21 protein-coding genes are annotated in these 19,170 nt (G+C 40.1%); 7 read left to right on the top strand and 14 right to left on the bottom strand.

All coding sequences use genetic code 11. The features are described from left to right. Positions 1-426 precede the first annotated feature (426 nt). The gene (locus B7E06_RS00835; RefSeq protein ID WP_082232069.1) at positions 427-2,904 is read right to left on the bottom strand and encodes a restriction endonuclease-like protein; all 2,478 of its coding nucleotides are present in this window, start codon (positions 2,902-2,904) and stop codon (positions 427-429) included. Then, positions 2,876-4,615 carry an MrcB family domain-containing protein gene (locus tag B7E06_RS00830; protein WP_082232068.1) on the bottom strand — a complete coding sequence of 580 codons (1,740 nt, stop codon included), beginning with the start codon at positions 4,613-4,615 and terminating at the stop codon, positions 2,876-2,878. Before B7E06_RS00830 ends, B7E06_RS00835 begins: the two co-directional genes overlap by 29 nt. Positions 4,616-4,871: 256 nt before the next feature. Between B7E06_RS00830 and B7E06_RS00825 the strand changes: the two genes are divergently transcribed. Beyond that, positions 4,872-5,738: a phosphorothioated DNA-binding restriction endonuclease gene (locus tag B7E06_RS00825; RefSeq protein WP_082232067.1), complete on the top strand. Its 867-nt coding sequence runs from the start codon at positions 4,872-4,874 to the stop codon at positions 5,736-5,738. A gap of 98 nt (positions 5,739-5,836) precedes the next feature. Here B7E06_RS00825 and B7E06_RS00820 read toward each other — a convergent pair whose 3' ends face one another. From B7E06_RS00820 to rlmH, 3 genes are all read right to left on the bottom strand, one after another. Then, positions 5,837-6,577: an excalibur calcium-binding domain-containing protein gene (locus B7E06_RS00820; RefSeq protein WP_082232066.1), complete on the bottom strand. Its 741-nt coding sequence runs from the start codon at positions 6,575-6,577 to the stop codon at positions 5,837-5,839. Between the two features lie 108 nt (positions 6,578-6,685). After that, positions 6,686-8,608, bottom strand: coding sequence for a DUF2075 domain-containing protein (locus B7E06_RS00815; RefSeq protein ID WP_082232065.1), 1,923 nt, complete (start codon positions 8,606-8,608; stop codon positions 6,686-6,688). A gap of 104 nt (positions 8,609-8,712) precedes the next feature. Beyond that, positions 8,713-9,192 (bottom strand): 23S rRNA (pseudouridine(1915)-N(3))-methyltransferase RlmH, encoded by a 480-nt coding sequence (gene rlmH, locus B7E06_RS00810; RefSeq protein WP_082235853.1) that lies wholly within the window; start codon positions 9,190-9,192, stop codon positions 8,713-8,715. A gap of 123 nt (positions 9,193-9,315) precedes the next feature. On the opposite strand from rlmH, the gene B7E06_RS00805 reads away from it, so the two are divergent. Further along, the gene (locus B7E06_RS00805; protein ID WP_082232064.1) at positions 9,316-10,224 is read left to right on the top strand and encodes a Gfo/Idh/MocA family protein; all 909 of its coding nucleotides are present in this window, start codon (positions 9,316-9,318) and stop codon (positions 10,222-10,224) included. Positions 10,225-10,351: 127 nt separating this feature from the next. Continuing rightward, positions 10,352-11,431, top strand: a complete 1,080-nt coding sequence (locus tag B7E06_RS00800) for a hypothetical protein (RefSeq protein ID WP_082232063.1) — start codon at positions 10,352-10,354, stop codon at positions 11,429-11,431. A 54-nt stretch (positions 11,432-11,485) separates the two neighbouring features. On the opposite strand, the gene B7E06_RS00795 is transcribed toward B7E06_RS00800, so the two are convergent. Next, positions 11,486-11,980, bottom strand: coding sequence for a lactoylglutathione lyase family protein (locus B7E06_RS00795; RefSeq protein WP_082232062.1), 495 nt, complete (start codon positions 11,978-11,980; stop codon positions 11,486-11,488). 122 nt (positions 11,981-12,102) lie between these two features. Here B7E06_RS00795 and B7E06_RS00790 point away from each other — a divergent pair, with 122 nt between their 5' ends. Beyond that, positions 12,103-12,438 carry a winged helix-turn-helix transcriptional regulator gene (locus B7E06_RS00790; RefSeq protein WP_082232061.1) on the top strand — a complete coding sequence of 112 codons (336 nt, stop codon included), beginning with the start codon at positions 12,103-12,105 and terminating at the stop codon, positions 12,436-12,438. Positions 12,439-12,535: 97 nt separating this feature from the next. Here B7E06_RS00790 and B7E06_RS00785 read toward each other — a convergent pair whose 3' ends face one another. The 6 genes from B7E06_RS00785 to B7E06_RS00760 form a co-directional block, all read right to left on the bottom strand. Continuing rightward, the gene (locus B7E06_RS00785) at positions 12,536-12,724 is read right to left on the bottom strand and encodes a DUF6440 family protein (protein WP_082232060.1); all 189 of its coding nucleotides are present in this window, start codon (positions 12,722-12,724) and stop codon (positions 12,536-12,538) included. A 22-nt stretch (positions 12,725-12,746) separates the two neighbouring features. After that, positions 12,747-13,490 carry an ABC transporter permease gene (locus B7E06_RS00780; RefSeq protein WP_082232059.1) on the bottom strand — a complete coding sequence of 248 codons (744 nt, stop codon included), beginning with the start codon at positions 13,488-13,490 and terminating at the stop codon, positions 12,747-12,749. Beyond that, complete coding sequence (locus tag B7E06_RS00775; RefSeq protein WP_082232058.1) at positions 13,487-14,341, bottom strand: ABC transporter ATP-binding protein; 855 nt, start codon at positions 14,339-14,341, stop codon at positions 13,487-13,489. The genes B7E06_RS00780 and B7E06_RS00775 overlap by 4 nt, the downstream gene beginning before the upstream one ends. A gap of 169 nt (positions 14,342-14,510) precedes the next feature. After that, positions 14,511-15,509, bottom strand: coding sequence for a LytTR family transcriptional regulator DNA-binding domain-containing protein (locus B7E06_RS00770; RefSeq protein WP_082232057.1), 999 nt, complete (start codon positions 15,507-15,509; stop codon positions 14,511-14,513). 289 nt (positions 15,510-15,798) lie between these two features. Further along, positions 15,799-16,353, bottom strand: coding sequence for a hypothetical protein (locus B7E06_RS00765; protein ID WP_082232056.1), 555 nt, complete (start codon positions 16,351-16,353; stop codon positions 15,799-15,801). A gap of 50 nt (positions 16,354-16,403) precedes the next feature. Continuing rightward, positions 16,404-16,928, bottom strand: coding sequence for a cysteine hydrolase family protein (locus B7E06_RS00760; protein WP_179133909.1), 525 nt, complete (start codon positions 16,926-16,928; stop codon positions 16,404-16,406). A gap of 226 nt (positions 16,929-17,154) precedes the next feature. Between B7E06_RS00760 and B7E06_RS00755 the strand changes: the two genes are divergently transcribed. The 3 genes from B7E06_RS00755 (at position 17,155) to B7E06_RS00745 (ending at position 18,286) form a co-directional block, all read left to right on the top strand. Then, positions 17,155-17,391, top strand: coding sequence for a hypothetical protein (locus tag B7E06_RS00755; RefSeq protein ID WP_082232054.1), 237 nt, complete (start codon positions 17,155-17,157; stop codon positions 17,389-17,391). Next, on the top strand, positions 17,378-17,965 hold the full coding sequence (locus B7E06_RS00750) for a hypothetical protein (RefSeq protein WP_082232053.1): 588 nt from the start codon (positions 17,378-17,380) through the stop codon (positions 17,963-17,965). Before B7E06_RS00755 ends, B7E06_RS00750 begins: the two co-directional genes overlap by 14 nt. A gap of 81 nt (positions 17,966-18,046) precedes the next feature. After that, positions 18,047-18,286, top strand: coding sequence for a hypothetical protein (locus tag B7E06_RS00745; RefSeq protein WP_082232052.1), 240 nt, complete (start codon positions 18,047-18,049; stop codon positions 18,284-18,286). Positions 18,287-18,363: 77 nt separating this feature from the next. Here B7E06_RS00745 and B7E06_RS00740 read toward each other — a convergent pair whose 3' ends face one another. Together B7E06_RS00740 and B7E06_RS00735 are read right to left on the bottom strand one after the other, a co-directional pair. Then, positions 18,364-18,600 (bottom strand): hypothetical protein, encoded by a 237-nt coding sequence (locus B7E06_RS00740; protein WP_082232051.1) that lies wholly within the window; start codon positions 18,598-18,600, stop codon positions 18,364-18,366. A gap of 30 nt (positions 18,601-18,630) precedes the next feature. Then, positions 18,631-19,143 (bottom strand): GrpB family protein, encoded by a 513-nt coding sequence (locus B7E06_RS00735; RefSeq protein WP_082232050.1) that lies wholly within the window; start codon positions 19,141-19,143, stop codon positions 18,631-18,633. Between the last annotated feature and the right edge of the window lie 27 nt (positions 19,144-19,170).

The raw sequence follows: 19,170 nt of genomic DNA, 5'->3' as shown, positions 1-19,170 counted from the left end.
AGGGTGATGGGAGGTGACGTTATATTTAATAAAATTTTAATTATTTTTAAAAGATTAAGGACCGCTGCTATATTAATAGTATCAGCGTCATTATTTTCCTTGCCTAGGATATGAAAAATTATAGAAGAAAAACCGCTGAAGAGCCACGAGAGCTTTTACAGGATGTAGCGGATTTCATAAATACAAATAACGCTTAAAAAAGTGGACCTAGAGCCAGGATTTAGCCGTGATGTTAGAGGGTCACTATGGTACAGGGGATCTTGAGATTACCACAACAAGAGATGAGGTTTTTGAGAAGGCAAAGCAGTATATAGATTGGAGTTATGATAATAGTTAAATCTAATAAATCGGAAAGATCCCTAATCATCTAACTCAGAGATAAAGGACCTTCCGTAGTGGAAAGGCCCTTTCTTAAATTCTGATATTTCAGTCATGGATCGATAGAATATTCACTATTTGCCTAAATACTTTATTAACGCTGTGCATCACATCTTCATACGAAAAAGACAACTCACTTTTATCTGAACGTACCTTAACAACCGATTCGTGCACCTCTACCGTTAATCCATTAGTTAGTGACTGAAAAGATTTAACTTTCCTTACACTATCCATATCCTTATGATCAAGTTCCACACGAATCTCCCTAGAAAACCTCCTTAACACTAGCCATACCTGTTTCTCTCTAGAGTTCTTCATATAGAGCTGAGGTAATTCTTTGGATGCTTTCAAATTGGATAAAGTAGTTAAAGTGGAAGTACTAATTCCATAGCCCACTGGCTTTATCGAATGTTTAAGCCTTTCCCAGGCATCCATGTAAAGACTGATTCCACTTTGCTCATAATCTACTACTGAATCACTTATTTTGGCGTATTGAGAGATCCCCCCCTCATCTTCAAAGATAGTTTTTGGTTTATATAAGGCTATATAATTCGCTTCTTTCCACCCCTTGCAAAAGTATGAATCAGGTATAAACATGTGACCAGTTTGGTTAATGTTTCGTAACTGTTGTTCACTGTCTACCTTTACGATCAACACTTTCTCTTCTATCCTAGAGCTCCATTCTTCAAGCGTGCCTTTAGGCAGAATTCCTTCTTCTTGTAATTGTTTAGGAGAGCATTCGATTAATCGGTCTAAGAAACGTTCCACTAGTGCGGTTGATTGAGGCAAGAAAGGAAAGCCACCTATATTTACTTTTTGAATACTTTTGTAAAAGGAGTGCTTTTCGTATTCATGTTCTCCACCCCACGGAAATAACACATAGGCACCAAAAGTAGTACGCTCATAGTTGCTAGCTTTACTTTCTACTATTGCATCCCTGTAGCGGTGCATCGTATTAATGTCTTCCTCAAGTGGACCCGGACTACCATAAGTCCGTCCATAATAACTTCCTTCTGCAGCAAAGTCGACTCGGTACTTGGCATCAAAAACATACTCGTACGTGTGATCTTTTCCTACTTTTTCTATGCTTAACATGGAATCAGGTTTTTGCCTTACCGTCGGCAATTTTCCTGAATGCTTTTGGAAGTGTAAGGTGATCTTTTCATTCGTATGAGGATGACGAAAGACCCTTTTGGCGGCCTTCGACTGATTCAAAGTTACAAAAAGACCATCACGTTTGACCTTAATGATATCTTGACTGATCATCTTGTACTTAGAAGCTAGTATCTGCCCTAATTTTAAAAACGTCCAATATTCATAGAGTGTAGAAACATCTTTGACTGACATCCTCGCTAACTCCCCATGTAAAACTAAGCCACGAGATAGCGTCAAATAGGTTTGGTAAGCCTCTCGATATCCTGGAGCCATTTGGAGCACAAGTGTCATGACAGATCGATCAAGCTTTCCTATTTCTCTCCAAAAGGAGGAAGCAAGCTTCCTTTGTAAAGAAGACTCTATATCTTTTACTAGTTTTATTTTATCGTTGTGAGGATTTTGTTGATAAAGCGTACGACCCTCTTCCAACTTTCGTCTCAATGAATTCATTTTATGAGAAAGTCTAACCATCATCCATTTGACGAAGCAATTTTCCAGTGTGTCATAGGTTTGATCTTTTTGGACGTTTATCCCTTTTGTAGGCAACATCTTCTTTTCATGAATTGGCATACCATTTGTAGATTCCACAAATAGACCGGGACGTTTACGTAGATATTTTAAACCAGCCGTGTCTTGCCTTTTTAGCTGGTCTCCTCGCACTAAGCGATGTTCTCTCTTTAGTTGATGGTGAGGCTGATTTTCGATTTGGGAGACAGCCTTAGCAAATTGTTGAAAGTATTTCATTACTAAACGATAAAACTCTGTCCAAGAGGAATCGGCTGTATGCGTGGTGGTAGCACCTAAATAGGTTTTCTTAACGAAATGATAGGCTAGGTTATAAACTTCTTCATTCACTTCTTCTAACAGCTGCTGATAATCTTGCTTATAAGATAGCTTGGATGGAAAGACCTCCAAGGTAACCTCCAACTGCTTTTTCCCTTCTCTAAGAATAGAAAAGGTGGTGTAACCTACTTCATTCGTAAAGGACAAATTACCCATTAAGAGTTGATGAGGATGCTTTCCCACCCTACTGACCGCATTCCTTATGGCAGGATGTTCATGTTCAAATTCTAACGAAGCATGACTTTTAGGTGTTACAACGAGTTGATAAACCCCATTTTCAAAAAATAAAGGCGGCACAGTAGTATGATCCACGAGCTTTTCTTCATTAACATCAAAGACTCTCACGGACTCGACAGCTTCCCCAGTTGCTGAAAAGTACATGGATTCATTTGGCTGAATAGCCTTATATTGTTTCAAACTTTCATAACGACTGTGATAAGGTTTCCCCTTAATATATAGGGAAAACAGATCCGTCTCTATTTCTATTAATTCTCTCTCGTCAGCTGTTCCAGAAGGAAGTAAATCCATCCAACTCACCTCGCAAGATCATCTCATAAACCTTTTGACCACTTCTCGGAAAACGCGCCTTATCAAGCATGTCCTCGATCTGATCTTGTGATAAATCCTCATCGTAAGTGTAGTTTGTAAAATAAGTAAATAAGTTCTTCAACACCTGAAAGGCTTGGCCATGACTAGCTGTCAGTCGCGGAAGAATCTTCTGATAAAATTGAAAGTCTAACGCTTCGTCCTGAGACATTATATAGCGACTATAAATCGTATAAAAGCAAATTTCATCACGAACGCGGTAACCAACCTGTGCTTGAATAGCCTTAAGAAGCTCGTTGATCTTAACTAGTTCTTCTGTTACGTTTCCAACGAGTTCTTTATTTGATACATAAGCATCTTTCAAACGAAGATACTTAGACTGCAACCGTTCATTTGTAAGATATATCGGTTCATCTCGCCCTCCCTCTTCTTCAAGAAAAGATAAGGTATCTAAATGAACGTCATTACATTCAATCGTATTGGCACGATCTAACACCTTTTTACTAAACGGATGAGTAGTTTCATCCATGTTCACCGTCCCAATAATAAATAAATTAGGAGGGATCGTTAAGCGTTCCCCAACTTGATTCTCACTTATGATGGGGAAAGTTTGAACTTCTCCATCTACCCATTTTCTGCTTTCCATTACACTTAAAAAATCACTAAAGTAATACTCTACACGTGCCAAGTTCATTTCGTCTAACACAACAAAGTAAGGACGATCTTTGTTTAAGGTCGCTTCCTTAATAACAGAGGTTAACGGACCCTCCTGAAATTCCCCTTTGATATCTGTGTAGCCTAAAAGGTCAGAACCGTCACTCCAGTCGGGCCTTACAGGAATTAAGGTAAATTGCTTATTTTCCTCTGTTGCTCCTAAACTTTCTGAAAACAACTCTACGATTTTTGTTTTTCCTGTACCAGAAATACCAGATAAAATTACAAAAGGCTTTGTTTTAAGCGAGAGAAATAAATTTTTTACATCTTCTAACTCATAATAAAAGCCTTGCTTCCTTATATAAGTGTGAATGTGAGTTATAATTTTTTCATCAGACCATTCTATGTTATCTTCTGTATCATTTTCTTTTACACGATCACTTTGAACTTGAACGTAGAAATCATATATATCAATCATTGACTTTAAATCTTGTTGCAGGTCAGCTTCAGAAGGCAGAGATTTTGGATCATATTGAATATATAGTGCTGCAGACTCTTCATAACCCTTCCCCTTCGAGCTGCTCCCGAGGTTAATTGTATTATCTTTATGTATAGGTAACGAAGTAGGATAACGATCTGTCTGAATCGTTCTTCTAATATCTTCTCTAATGTTCTTAATCTGTTCCTTCGAAGATTCAGTAATTCCTTGAGTGAACGTTAGATAAACCCTCTCCATGTCTTCACTAAACAAGTACCCTAAATAGTAGCCTCGCTGTGTGCTTGTCGTTACGTGTTTATCTAAAATAGATATCCAAGGCACCTGCGCCCAATTGCCTTGGCCCACCGATCCTTTCACAATAAACCGGGATTGGCTGATAAATTCCAGGGAATTAATCATGGCTGGAACCTCAGAACGAACAAACTTCCCCAATAAATTAGATTTAAACGGAGTGTTTTTTTCTGATAGATATTCACTTGTAATTTTGGTTAATGCCGAATTAAGTTTATCTTTAGTACTTTCATTAACTTGACTATCCATAAGTTAGACTCTCCTTAAAGATTAAATCTCTTATTACTTAATAGGTAGCCTTAAGTTTTTATAAAGGCTTATGATTTACAAAAAATGTTAAGACTCACCCCACGTTAACTCTCCTCTTATAAGTTCTGCTAATTTATATGTTAAATATTAACATAACTAGCTCTTAAAAATGTTACTTTGTATGTTTAAGTCTAGCGGAATTGTTTAATAGAGTTATAAGTATTAAAAAAATTTGTTACGAGGGGAGTATAATCCTTTGAATATAAATCAATTCAGGAGAAGAGTAGAACAGATTACCATTTGGAAAAAATACGACCAACGAGCTCCTCATAAACCTTTATTGATTTTATACGCGCTGGGCAAGCTACATACTTACAAGCAAACAGCTATTCCTTTTTCCGAAGCAGATTCGGATCTTAAAGCCCTTTTAATTGAATTCGGTCCTCCCCGGAAATCTCAACACCCTGAACAACCATTTGTCCGATTACCTAACGATGGGATCTGGACATTAAGCACTTCTGTAGATTACAAAAGCACTAATTACTCAAAAGTTAGGCGGGAGTTATTAGATAATCAAATCACTGGAGGGTTTACACCGGAAGTTCAAGCTCTGTTGGAAAAGGATAAAAACCTAATATTTGATACGGCACAACAGATTTTAGAGGAGCATTTTCCCACTACTCTTCATGATGACCTTCTTGAAGCGGTCTCACTTAACAAAGCCTATAAACTGTCCAGGAAGCGCAGAGATCCTGAGTTTCGGAAAAGAATACTTGAAGCCTATGAAGAGAGGTGTGCTATTTGTGGTTTTAACGCAAAAATTCACAATCGATTAGTGGGCATCGAAGCCGCCCATATTAAATGGCACCAATTCAATGGTCCAGATGTAGAAGAAAATGGTTTAGCCTTATGTTCCTTGCACCATAAGCTATTTGACCAGGGAATAATGACGGTTACTAATGAACATTTAATTTTAGTTTCTTCCCATGCTACAGGATTTGGAACTTTTGAAGATCTGGTCACTTCTTTCCATATGCATAAAGCACGAAACCCTGTGTCTTCTTTATACCAGCCTAGTCAGGACTACACGGACTGGCATATTAGAGAAGTTTATAAAGGGTAGAGCTTCCCCTAATAGAACAACCATCTTTTAGTAATAAAGAAACAATCAAAAAATAAGCATATCTCAAAGATATGCTTATTTTAAAGTTTTTATATTTATTACCATTCACACCCTACCCCGTCACCGTCTCGATCTAAGTGACGGCCGTAACCAGGATCTCCCTCATAAACAGGTGCAGCGCCAGCTGCTTTAGCTGCACTACAGTTGTCAAAATACGTATTGCTATTACCACTGCTTGAAGTACTACTTCCTGTAGAAACAGTTTTACTAGATTCACTGGAAGAAACTGTAGTTGTTGATTGTAAGTTGTCTACTTCTGCTTGAAGGGATGATTTCTCATCCTTTAGTTCGCTAATTAAGTCTTTTTGCTCATCGACCTTTGAATTAAGCTTATCTACTTCTTCGTTTAATTGCTTCTTATCTTCTGTTAATTCCTTCTTCTCTTTATCGCGTTCTTTAGATGAAGCTTTAAACTCATTCAATTTATCAGAATTTGTATTTAAAGTTTCCTGTGTACTTACTAACTCATCTTCTAAGTCTTTTTTTGCGGTATCGAGTTCTTCAAGTTGGAGTTTTAACTCTTCATTTTCTTCTTTGAACTGCTTGAGGTCATTTGACAATTCTTCATTCTTTTTGAGTTCCTCTTGAAGTTCTGCTGCAGAAGTGTCTTCCGAAAACCCTATACCAAAAATCATAAATAAGAGTCCACCGAATAAAAGAGGAAAAAATAACTTTTTTGATAAAATTCTCTCTTTATACTTTATCTTGCTAACAAAATGGAATATTAAATAGATTAGGGCAACTATTAATGCTAAGAATCCAATTAAGAATAAGGTCATATATTCTCACCTCCTATGTAAGTCGCAAGAATATTTTACTATTATTTACAATAAATTACTATGTTAAAATATAAAAAACCCATAAACAATGGATTTTTTTATTATAAATTACTTGTATTTTTCTATTTCTTCTGCAACTTTATCGCTATAAGTTATAGATAAATTATTTACTCTATCCTTTAAATACTCTTCCAGATCCTTGTTAGTACAATAAATATAACAACCTTTTTGCCCTCTAGTCATTAAAGTTCTATAAGTATTACGAATAATTTCATCCGCCACACGCTCAGCTTTCTGTGGGTTGCTTTTTGCCATTTTCTTGATACCTCTAAGAGAACTATCAGTACTAGCTCTTTGAGTATAATCAGTTTTTATCTTACCGTTTTCAAAGGTTAAATCATCACCAATAATTACACCCACATAGTCAAATTCCAGCCCCTGACAGGTGTGAATGCAACCTACTTCATGGATAGACTCCTCATCTATTGCCCATGTTTCAGAATTACCTAAGTTCCAGCTTTTAGCGAAATTCTTCTCTTTTATTTGAATGTCGTGCACTTCAGATTGGTTTTTCCCCTCTTTAATCCAGTCCCAACAGTAACCGGCAACCAGGCGAGATTTATTATTTCCCTTATTTAAATCATTAATGGTATTAAACAGTTCATTTGGATCTGAAAAAATCTGTACATCATAACTATTATCAATAAAGTCGGCATTTGCCGTTTGTCTAATTTCTAATACATCATCTACCCATGCTAGAAAACCATCTGACCCATTGCACCGGAACTGCGATTCCAAGTACCCTAGCGTAATTTCTGATTTCTCTGCTTGGGCAAACTCCTCAATCGTCTTAACATTACCTTTATCTTTTAAAGTGACTCTCTGTCTCTCATCAATAAAAAAGATTGATAGTTTGGAAGCATTAATGATTTCTTTCATCTGGTTCTCACCCAGATGTTGGAACATTCCTGACTTTTCATTTAATCGGTGAGCTTCATCAACTATTAGAACATCAAATTCATTATCAGGAGCATCCACATAACTACCTGACCCTTTAAATAAATTATCGATATGGCCTTTACGGAAATCTTTTTTTAACTTATTGGCGTATACTTTTCGAGGCGCTGCATTTTTAGTGACATATTGAGTAACAAGACTTCGGTTCGTTAACTCAACGAGGAGATTTACTGCTAAAACTGACTTCCCAGTCCCTGGTCCACCACGTACGATAAGTACCTGTTTAGTGCCCGTTCTGGTTGCTTTCTCAGCCAATTGCAACGCGGTTTCAAAGATTACTTTTTGGTCATCAATCATTATAAATTCTTCGTTACCTTTAAGCATGCTGTTTAAGGAGTCTTGTAACGACTTTGAAGGCCTAATGCGACCACTCTCTATTTTATATAAGTTTTCTTTATTGTCTCCAAACTTTATATGCCGCTTAATAAAGGAGCGTAGATCAGCTGCGCCACCTTTTACAAATACAGGTGACCTCTCAACATAGTAATCATAAATTTTATCCGTCAAAGGATCTTCAGTGCCTAATTTATTGTAATTATGAAGATAAGCACAAGGATAGAGGTTTATATTCTCCTTTTGTGCATTCTCATTGTAATCTTTTATAAGGGCAGCATAAGACCATGCTTGATAAGAAGGATGCGTAGTCTCTCGCAACCCACGATTTATAAATGTCTTAACTATGGCCTCTTTACCTATTATCTTCTCAATTTTTTCCCACTGTTTTAACTCCACAACAACAACAGAGTCACCTTCCCCATCCTTTCCAGAGATAAGCAAGTCAACTCTTTTAGAAGTATGAGGAATTTGAAATTCTATAGCTATCCCTGCATCGTCAGGGATTTCATTATCCATAAGGACACGATACATATATTGCATAGAATTATTCCAAGACCTTACTTCGCTTTGATTAATATGACCAATTCTGTTGGTGTAGTTGGTAACAATATTTGATACGAGAGTGTCTTGGAAGACATCATTACAGAAGTCTTTTTTTGTTGCTTCGTAAACTATCAATTTTTATCACACCTGTATTTATTATTCTGCTACTATCTTAATTATAACAAATATTGGTATATTCAATTATACCCCTTTAGCTAAATAGACCAAAAGTCAATTCTTCACTTGTGATACGGTTCCCCCCGATTAATCTTAAACGCCCGATAAACCTGCTCTACCAGCATCAACCGCATCAACTGATGAGGAAACGTCATCTTTGAAAAAGACAAACCAAAATCACTCCGCTGCAGCACCTCATCACTTAATCCCAGTGATCCTCCAATCACAAACGCCATCTTGCTCTTGCCATACGTCGCCAGGTCATCAAGTTGCTTGGCGAGTTTTTCTGAAGTCAGCTGCTTGCCTTCTATCTCCAGTGTAATCACATAAGTGTCTTGCTGGATTTTTGCCAGGATCCGCTCGCCTTCCTTCTGCTTGACTTCCAGCATTTGCGCTTCACTTAAATTTTCGGGTGCTTTTTCATCAGGGACTTCAACGATATCAACCTTCGCATACGGGATAAGACGCTTAACGTATTCGTTAATGCCCTGTTTTAAGTATTTTTCTTTTAGTTTTCCGACCGAGATAATGGTAATTTTCATAAAGTAATCCTCCGTATTGTCATTCTGTTTCCATTTTATCATGAAGTGTGGGATTTAAGAGATTCCCTCCTCTTGATTTGGGGTATGAGAAGGGTACTAGTTTTTAATATGGGAGGGTTTACCATGAGGGTTGGGATTATTGGGCTCGGTGATATTGCGAAGAAGGCGTATTTGCCGGTACTTTCGCAGAAGGAAGAGATTGAGCTCGTCCTTTGTACGAGAAATACGGAGGAGCTGAGGCGTCTGGGTGATAAGTATCGGATCCTTGAGAAGGTAGAGTCGATTGATGGGCTGATTGCTAAAAAAGTGGATGCGGTGTTTATCAGTGCAGCGACAGAGGCTCATGCGGAGATTGCGGAGAAGCTGCTTGACCAGGGGATTCATATGTACATAGATAAGCCGATTTCCTTGAATTTTCATGAGACGAAGCGCATTGTCGAGCTGGCGCGTGAAATGGGACAGATGGCGATGGTTGGCTTTAACCGCCGGTTTATTCCAACGATAAATGAGTTGAAGGAGCATGGGAAGCCGAACCTGCTGCTTATGCAGAAGAACCGCTTTAATGAGTCAGATGATCCGAGACGGTTTGTCGTGGAGGATTTCGTTCATGTCGTGGATACGCTTCGCTTTTTAATGGATACCGAAGTGAAGGATGTAAAGGTGGATTTCCAGCGGGACGGGGAGCTGCTGAATCAGATTGTCGTGCAGCTGATCGGTGAAGGCTGCCAGGCTCTTGGCATTATGAACCGTAATGGCGGTGTGACGGAGGAGCTCATTGAATATCATGCCGGCCACCATAAATATGTCGTCGATAACCTGACAGATACGACGCACTATCACGATAAGGAAGTGAATATTTCTACATACGGAGGCTGGGAGCCGACGTTATCGAAGCGTGGCTTTTTCCAGATTGTCGATCACTTTATCGATTGTGTGAAGAACGACCAGACGCCGGATCCGTCCATTGAGGATTCACTGATTACTCATGAGATCTGTGAGGAGATCGTTCAGCAGATTGAGCAGCGTTCATAAACACCTTGTTATGATTTTATTTCAATACGATTACAATAGCCTCAGCTGCTGAAAAATGTGTTAGGATTCCTTCTAGATTGTTCCTGTATACCCAATCTTTACATTGCAAAGGAAGTGGAGTAACAACATGAAAAAAATCACGTGGCTGCTGGTGGCGGCCTTATTTATTCTGCTTCTCGGAGCCTGTTCCCAGCAGACGTCCAAAGAGGCAGAGGAGAATCCGGAAAAAGAAGAAGAAACTCAACCAGAGAAAAAGAAGGAGCCGGAGCCTCCTTATAAAGCGTTAGAGCCCTCGGAAGATGCCGTTCCCTTAAAGGAAACCTTAACAGAAGAAGAGCTGCAAAATATGCCCGAGCAGCAGATGGCGCTAGGCGGTGACCCTGCACGTGCTGTTCCTGCCGGTGAAACACTGGCTAAAGATATGGAAGATAAGACGAACGGACCGCTGAAGGATCATCGGCTTGTCGCTTATTACGGCACCCCTCAATCAGCAAATATGGGGATTCTCGGAACACTTGAGCCCGAGGAGTTTATGAGACAGCTGAAAGAACAGACACAGGCCTACTCAGATGCCGATCCTGACCGGCCGGCGATTCCAACGATCGAGCTGATCACGACGATGGCCCACCGCGATCCAGGCCCTGATGGAACGTACGTCAGCCAGCTTCCCGATGAAAAAATCGAGGAGTATGTAAAATTAGCGGAGAAGCACGATGCGATTGTCCTTCTTGATGTTCAGCTCGGAACCGATACAGTGATGAACCAGGTGAAGAGCCTTGAGAAATGGCTCAAGCACCCGAACGTTCATCTGGCGATCGATACGGAATTCCAGGTCGATGAAGGGGAAGTGCCAGGTGAAGACCTTGGCCAGGTCGACGGCCAGGAAGTTCAGGAAGCCGTTGAATACCTTTCCCAGTTGACGGAGGAAAACAACCTGCCTGATAAGTTCGTACTCGTCCACCAGTTCACGGAACACGTGCTGACGAATAAAGATGCCATCCAGCCGACAGACAACGTCGAAGTCGCGCTTAACTTTGACGGCTGGGGCAATTCTATCGATAAAATGGCACTGTATAAAAAATATGTACGTGATAAGCCTTCCCAGTATGGCGGCTTTAAGATTTTCTATGATAAAGACCAGCCGGTTCTGACGCCTGAAGAAGTTGTAAAGATGGATCCAAGCCCGGCGATTGTGAATTATCAATAAAAGAAGTGCCTGTACCTTTGATGAGGGACAGGCACTTTTTAATTGAGGGCGTATTTAATAGGCACCTTCTGAATATGTCAGCTCATAGCTGTGTGAATAAATTTCAAAGATGTTCCCGAAAGGATCCTCTACATACACCATTCTAAATGGTTTTTCTCCAGGGTAATACTCCCGGATCGGCATCCGCTGTTTTCCGCCGTGTTCCTTAATTTTTTCCACGATGCCTTCGATATCCGGATCCTGCACACAGAAATGGAAGATGCCTGTCTTCCAATATTCAAAGTTATTGTCAGGCTGTTGATTGTCCGGGAACTCAAACAATTCGATCCCGATTTTATCTCCGGTGGATAAGTGAGCGATTCTGAATTTGTCCCACTGGTCCCCAAATACATCACGGCACATCTGGCCGATGGGCGTATTGTCATTCTCTACATCAGATGGCTCCATCATCACATACCAGCCAAAGACTTCGGTATAAAAACGGACGGCCTCCTCCAGATTGGGTACAGATAATCCTATATGAGAAAATGCTCTTGGATATGGCTGCATACTGATTTTCCTCCTTGTTTCCTTCTGCTTACGACATCTATTATAATAATGGCAAAAGAGTTATGTAAGTATGCACTTTTTGGTGAGACACTAACCTAAAGGTAAGAAAGGATGATGATTCCATGGATGCTCCATTAGATAAAGATGGGAAATTGAAATGCTCGATTGAATATACCTTAAATAAAATTGGAGGCAAGTGGAAAACAGTCATTCTATGGCATTTAGGTACAGACGGAACGCTAAGGTATAACCAATTAAGGAGGCTGCTCCCCGGCGTTTCTCATAAAGTATTGAGCCAGCAGCTAAAAGAGCTGGAAGAGGATCAGTTTATTCAGCGCGTGCAATATAATACGATCCCGCCTAAAGTAGAGTATTCGATGACGGAAATGGGAAAGACGGTCATGCCGATTCTTGAGCAGATGCACCTCTGGGGTACGGAGCATGGGGCTGGGGAGTAAAGATGACAGGACTGGAGCTGAGGCGGCGATACGCAAAATAAAAGTGCCTGTTCCTTTAGGAGAATCAGGCACTTTTTGTGGTGTCTTGGTACACCTTTTAAAAATCTTTATTGATAATCACATGGCCATTTTCATCTAACAGAGGCGTAATCCCGCCGCCCCCTGAAGTAATCCATGAGTGGAGATAGTGAACGCCCGTTTCTTTGTCCACCAGCACCGTTAATTGCGTATTTGAAAAGTATTCCGAAGACTTCACGTGAAAGCGTCCTTCTTGTTTTTTAAACATTCTTCATCCTCCTTCCAGGATTTTAACTGTCTAACCCATTTCTTTTATAAATGAACACAAACAACCCTAAGCAAACGACGAACCAGCATATTAGCACACCGCTGTCTAATACACTCCATTGATAGCCGCCGGAAAACAATCCTTGCGATAAATTGGTAAGGACACCTGCATAAGTGTAGTTTAGGATATCGGCAATGGTTTCATTGTAAATGCGAAACAATGGGGCTGAAGTTAAGACAAGCAAAATCGGCATCCCTACAAGTCCGGCCTGTGTCTGGTTTTTCGAGATGATTCCGATAATGTAACCGATTAGAATACTGATGATGCTGGCCGCTCCTGTAATGAGTAGGTAGGTTGGCATCTGGATGTCTCCAAAAGCAATTCCACTGGCAGGAATCAATAGCACGTTGACGATCATCAGGATGATTAACGTTGGCAGCATACTGCCGATAAAATACTCCACTCCATTTACGGAGGAAGTCATTAATACTCGTAAGGTGTTCTTTTCCTTTTCTTCAGCGATCGGGTGACTGCTCATCGAAATGCCGGCGATGCCGATATTAAAGATCAGTCCGAAGCCAAGTAGAAAGGCCCCTGTAAAAAAGCTGACCCCCTGCTCCTCCACGCTTACTTCCGGTATCAGATTTTTCATAAGCAGAACAAATCCAATCGCAAAGACCGGGGTTAAGATGACACTCATATTGCTTAGCAGCAGCTGTGATTTCAATTGAAAAATGGCGTTGATTTTTTTCAGCGAGACCTTCACACTAATTCCCTCCCTGTCACTTCTAAGAACACTTTCTCTAACGTCGGTTCACTCGAATGAATCGTTAACAGCTCGTCACTCGCCATCCACTGGTGGATTCTTGCTATATTTTCTTCCGTGTGTGGCAGCACATGTTCGATTTCGTCTCTTAATAAAACGCGGTACTGTTTATTCTGATTGAACTTAAGCGTTAATACTTTAGGAGCGTCGTTTTCCACGATCAGTCCGTCATTTAGCAGCGCCACCCGGTCACAAAGCTTGGCCGCTTCCTCCATATTATGGGTGGTCAGGAAAATGGCCGTGCCGTTCTCTTTTAATTCGAGCAGCAGCTCATGAATGGCTTCAGAAGTCACGGGGTCTAATCCGCTCGTCGGTTCATCGAGGAAAAGTACCTTCGGCTCGTGCAGCATCGCTCTCGCCAGGATTAAGCGCTGTTTCATGCCCTTGGACAGCTTGCTCGCCAGTTTATTCTTATGATTATACAAACCAACCTTTTTTAATAGAAAGTCCACACGCTGCTTCTCTACATTCAACAACTTCGCAAATACGGTCAGATTGCTGTAAACCGTCATTCTTTCATACAGCCCGCTGTTATCTGTGACAATGCCCACCTGCTCGTAAATCTCTTCATCGATTTGTTCGGTCGGCTTCCCTAATACTGAAGCTTTACCAGAGGTCTGGGGCAGCTGGCCGGTCAATATTTTTATCGTCGTTGTCTTCCCGGAACCCGAAGGACCAAGAAAGCCGATGATTTCTCCTTCATGGACTGAAAAATTCAAATCCTTTAAAGCCGTTTCTTTTTGAAACTTCTTGGATAAGTGTTCAACGTGAATGACTTTTCGTTTTTCCATTTTATCTCTCCTTCATTAATTTCGAACTGTAATTCGTGAAGTTGACTTCCTGGTATTCATATTAAAAGGAAGACATGGAAAAGTCGTAAAAATCCGCTGAACAGTACCCAAAAGTGCTCAAATGTAAAAAATTGAGGCTGAAATATACTATTTCAACCTCAACGGTACGTTAAAAACCTATTAATTCCTTCATTTCTTCTAAGCGTGAGCGGGAAAGAGGCAATTTCACCTTAGGATTCCCCTTTAATAGTAATGTATAACTGTTTTTGGAATAACTGACTAACTCGGACACACGCTGCAAATTAATTAAGTAGGAACGGTGGCATCTAAAAAAACCGAACGTCGCTAATTTTTCTTCCAATTCATTCATCGTCAAATCGGTTGGAAAATATTCATCGCCGATTCGAATATTGCTCACACTGTTTATACTTTCAATAAAATCAATTTCATCCGGACTAAAAAAGATCGTCTTATCTGCCATTTTCGAAGAAACCTTGTACACATTGCGGGGCTGCATCTCTTTCGTCTCATCTTTATCCGCAGTCTCAGGCTCTGCCTCAACAGCAAGATCGGTCTTTTCTAAGCCGGCCTGCGGATGGTAACGATAAATCTCCTCGCTTAACAGCAGCAGTTCTTCTGTGTAGTGGGAAGTAAATAACGTGGTGATGTTTGCGGAGCGCAGATGGGCCAGCGCCTTTAAGTACAGCTCAATGCCTTCATTCGTTAAGTTCGTTAAAGGACTTTCAATTAATAAGAGCTTTGGAGAAAGGATAAACACCCGAAATAAACGGACCCTTCTTTGCTGGTCGATCGTCAACCGCTTGATCTTTGTCTGCCAAACATCCGACAGCGAGAAAGATGCGATAAACTCCTCTAAAGACGCTTCAAAGCCCGAAACCTTTTTAAAGAAGTTCAAATAGCCTTGAACGGTTAAGCTTTCATATAAGCCATCTTCTCTAATATCCGCCAGTACGGAATCTGTTTCTCTCTGGATATGCCCGCTCGAAGGAGTAATTTTCCCAGAAAGCAACTCAAAAAAAAGCTCACTTTCCTCCCTTGACATTTTAATGCCAATTTGGGAATGCTCTTCAATCACTAAGTCGATACCTTTTAAGACTGTACGATTATTCTGCTGCTTCATAACGTTCTCTAATGTCACTAATTTCATTCGTACTCGCCATCACTTTCCGCTGTTTTTTACTCTATAGGTTACATACTAGAATATTAAAGGTGGGATTGAAACTATTTTTATATATTCTTACACAGATGCATATTCGTAGTCCTATATTGGTCTGCTTTTGGGCTAATTCCTCATGCAACTACACCGGCCAGCTTTATCAATAAAACGAGTGCCTGTTTCTTTGGTGAGGGACAGCCACTCTTTGAAATACAGAATCCTATTTGGCTAAACTCTTAAATCTTAAATCTTATATCATTTCATCACGTAAAAAAAACCATTATTCAATCTCACGGCAAATCGATTGAACCATTAAGTTTGAACTCCAGGCTGTCTTATGAACATGATCAAAGAGATTTTCAAGATCAGATCTTGTATTAAACTTCATCGTCCCATCTTTCTCGATCTCCTTTAAGTTTTCAATTTGAAGCTCAACCATTTCACTTAGATTTTCCATATAATCTTCATCGTAAGAATGCTGTGTACCCTGTAGAGAGTTTAACTGTTCAGATAGGTCTGCCCAGTCTTTTTTAAGTTGTTTTATTTCCTCTATTTTCACTGTGGGTTTTTCTTGAGTAAAATACGGATGCTTTAACTGGGCAGTGATGTTACTTAATAGGGTGAGAATCTCATCTTTTTCCTCTATAGATGATAAGTATGTTTCCGTTTGATCGACTTCCTGTTTGTATTCCTTTAAAAATACCGGGTCCGGCGTATGGCTGAAAGATTTTTCCACACTAACTACTGAGAATGGAAAGGTAAAGTTCATAGCCAGAAAGACCACGGCAATGAAAATAATCGTGGCCATACCTTTATGTTTTTTGAGCAGCCGCAAAATTATCACCTCCGAATTGTTTCAACGATAGACTTGGCCATTTATAACATTTATGTGGCAAATCTAATATGTTCACTTGGACTGACATCAGCAAACCAGCGTAACACACGATTGTGATGGTTGATTATTTGTTGAGCCGAAATCTCTTCTGCACCCCACGTGCTGTGTGTATCCGAAACGAGAGTAACCTTGTAGCCTAGACTAAACGCCCTCCTGCAAGTTGTATCTACACAGACTTCTGATTGAATACCCGTCACAACTAAATGCTCAATTCTTTGTTTTTTCAGTTCCTCATCTAAAGATGTATTGAAAAATGAGTCAGGCGTATTTTTTTGAATAACTGGATCCTGAAGGGTTGGAGCAATTTCCGGGTGGATTTCCCACCCATTTGTACCGTTTTCTAAAGGCGTACCAGCCGGTGCATTGTGCTGTATGTAAAATACCGGCGACCCGGCAGCCCGGGCTTTGGCTATGAGTTCTTTTAGATTATGTAACAGCCTTTCTCCTTCATGTACCACATGACCTTCCTGGTACATCCCATTTTGAACGTCTATAATCAACAAAGCTTTCTTCATGATCTCCCCCTTAATTTAAAAAAACTGTAATTACTTTTACCCTGATGTTCATCTTCCGATCACCGAGCCAGCTCCTTATTCCAATGAATGAAACTGGTTTTCTTATAGTTTAACAATTTTCAAAGAAGAATTCATACGGCCATTCTAGTATCTCGGAGACTTCTCAATCAATGGAATATTCGGTATTATATAGGTAAACAACTACTTAAAAGGTGGGTGGAGATTTATGCGTACGGTTACTTTTGAACGGATCAATCAAAATATCACTGTGAACCGTAAAGTGGCAAATGCTGTGATTAAAACTTCAGTCCGGCCCTATGGGCGACGGAAGAAGTCTCGCACCCGTGCACCTGGAGAAGTTCAAGCATTAAACGAAATATCTGTAGCCCGGTGGCAAAAAGCCGTTAAAGCAGGCAAGATCGTTAAAACAGGGCAAAGGTCTATGTACTATGACTACCGTTAACGATTTAAAAGAAGCCCTTAAAACGTTAGGAGATAAGCCTAAATTTGAACGGCAGCTTGAGTTCGCTTCACTTATTACAGATTATTTCAAAAATAAAGGCATCACTCCTATTGTTGTAGGCGGGTTGTCGGTTGAGATCTATACTCGAAATGATTATCATACCCATGATATTGATTTCGTAAGTGAACGTTGGGATTTATTTGATGAACTTCTTACTGAATTAGGATTCCAGCGAACACAACGGGCATGGTACCACTTAGAATCAGAGATAGCCATTGAAGTTCCCTCAAACAAGCTTGAAGGAAGCCTTGATCGGGTGTATGAGATAAGCCTTCCTAATGGCAAAAAACTTTATGTCATAGGTGTAGAAGATATCATTATCCACCGCATAGAAGGGATTGCTTTTACTTTAAAGTACCCTGAAGAAGATGAAGATTACGAATGGGCCTATAGAATGTTCTTAATTCATAAAGACGACATAGACAAGGATTACTTGATTCAACAAGCCAAACAAGTGAATATTGCCAGTTTTATTGAACCGTGGTTTAACCCTAAAGAATCAACAGATATCTGATCTGTGGGTTCTTTTTTTATTCTCCTCATCATAAAAGATTAATAGCTGAGCCATACTAGTCTTACACAAGGAGGCTGCCCATTGAAAAAAGTAAGTTTAAACGATCTAAATCATCGGATTGAGTCTAACCGTAAAGAAGCCAATAGACAGATTGCTGAAAGCCGAAACGGAAGGCGAAAACGTTCCAAGCCTCGATCAAAAGGAGAGAAAGAGGCATTGGACATCATATCGGTAAAACGCTGGAAAAAGGCGGAGGAAGAAGGACTGATAAAGAGACTAGGGAATAGAAAACTGTATTATGACCACAGGTCTTCTAACTAAAGTTTGCCTCTTTCTGTGTCTTCTTCATCTTTTCTTTGATTCTAATCTCCAAAGATTTTTAATAGTTTAAAGGTTAATCACTTAATGAACAACCACCCTATGGTTTTCAATACATCCATCAGCGGGAGTATTGAGCGGATAAACGAACCACCCGTTCGAAGAGAGCCCGTTTCTGAGAAGGGGTGAAGAGTCGGATCTGTAAAAACATAGAAGATCATCATAAAGAGTAAAGCGCCCAGAGCTCCGATTGTTTTGGAGGAAGACAAGCCTTTGTTCTTTTTATGTCCTGATAGAGCATTCTTCGTTCTAATCATAACCCTCTCCTTTTCGCTTTCTAAACCTGTTTACCTTTTGCTTTTATACCAGTCTAATGCCCTTTTTTCCATCTCTGAAACAAATTCTTTCTTAGCCGGACTGTACTCCCTGGTGAATTCGTATTTCTCCGCCAGCTTTTCTTTGAATTGACTATATCTGCTTGCTTCTGCTGGATGGGCAAGGAGGTAATCTCGCAATATTAAATGCCGTTTAATCTGAGGATTATCAAATTGATAGAGATGAAGGTGATGAGTCCTTTGTTCTCCGCCTTTTCGGAACAGCCTTCGTCCCTCAATCCCCCATTCACCTGCTGCTTCATATCCCAGAGACTCCATGTGGACATTGTATGTAGCAATTTTTTCAATATCCTTTACAATTCCCATCATATCGATGACTGGCTTTGCTTTCATACCCGGAACGGCAGTGCTGCCGAAATGTTCAAATGAAATCACTTCATCTCCAAAAATAGCCTTCAGTTTCACTGCTTCCTGCTCAAACATCAGCTTCCATTTTTCCGTATACTCACTTAATCTAACCTTCATTTTCTCACCCCCGATTTGAACGAAATG

Origin of the sequence: Halobacillus massiliensis, assembly GCF_900166625.1 — a bacterium.
Classification (GTDB): Bacteria; Bacillota; Bacilli; order Bacillales; family Halobacillaceae; genus Halobacillus_A; species Halobacillus_A massiliensis.
The sequence above is the reverse complement of the archived record's forward strand: the minus strand, read 5'-3'. Positions and strand labels throughout refer to the sequence as shown.

Coding starts and splice junctions, on each gene's coding strand:
- B7E06_RS00835 (WP_082232069.1), bottom strand. CDS start 2,904: ATGGATTTACTTCCTTCTGGAACAGCTGACGAGAGAGAATTAATAGAA.
- B7E06_RS00830 (WP_082232068.1), bottom strand. CDS start 4,615: ATGGATAGTCAAGTTAATGAAAGTACTAAAGATAAACTTAATTCGGCA.
- B7E06_RS00820 (WP_082232066.1), bottom strand. CDS start 6,577: ATGACCTTATTCTTAATTGGATTCTTAGCATTAATAGTTGCCCTAATC.
- rlmH (WP_082235853.1), bottom strand. CDS start 9,192: ATGAAAATTACCATTATCTCGGTCGGAAAACTAAAAGAAAAATACTTA.
- B7E06_RS00805 (WP_082232064.1), top strand. CDS start 9,316: ATGAGGGTTGGGATTATTGGGCTCGGTGATATTGCGAAGAAGGCGTAT.
- B7E06_RS00800 (WP_082232063.1), top strand. CDS start 10,352: ATGAAAAAAATCACGTGGCTGCTGGTGGCGGCCTTATTTATTCTGCTT.
- B7E06_RS00795 (WP_082232062.1), bottom strand. CDS start 11,980: ATGCAGCCATATCCAAGAGCATTTTCTCATATAGGATTATCTGTACCC.
- B7E06_RS00790 (WP_082232061.1), top strand. CDS start 12,103: ATGGATGCTCCATTAGATAAAGATGGGAAATTGAAATGCTCGATTGAA.
- B7E06_RS00785 (WP_082232060.1), bottom strand. CDS start 12,724: ATGTTTAAAAAACAAGAAGGACGCTTTCACGTGAAGTCTTCGGAATAC.
- B7E06_RS00775 (WP_082232058.1), bottom strand. CDS start 14,341: ATGGAAAAACGAAAAGTCATTCACGTTGAACACTTATCCAAGAAGTTT.
- B7E06_RS00770 (WP_082232057.1), bottom strand. CDS start 15,509: ATGAAATTAGTGACATTAGAGAACGTTATGAAGCAGCAGAATAATCGT.
- B7E06_RS00760 (WP_179133909.1), bottom strand. CDS start 16,928: ATGAAGAAAGCTTTGTTGATTATAGACGTTCAAAATGGGATGTACCAG.
- B7E06_RS00755 (WP_082232054.1), top strand. CDS start 17,155: ATGCGTACGGTTACTTTTGAACGGATCAATCAAAATATCACTGTGAAC.
- B7E06_RS00750 (WP_082232053.1), top strand. CDS start 17,378: ATGACTACCGTTAACGATTTAAAAGAAGCCCTTAAAACGTTAGGAGAT.
- B7E06_RS00740 (WP_082232051.1), bottom strand. CDS start 18,600: ATGATTAGAACGAAGAATGCTCTATCAGGACATAAAAAGAACAAAGGC.
- B7E06_RS00735 (WP_082232050.1), bottom strand. CDS start 19,143: ATGAAGGTTAGATTAAGTGAGTATACGGAAAAATGGAAGCTGATGTTT.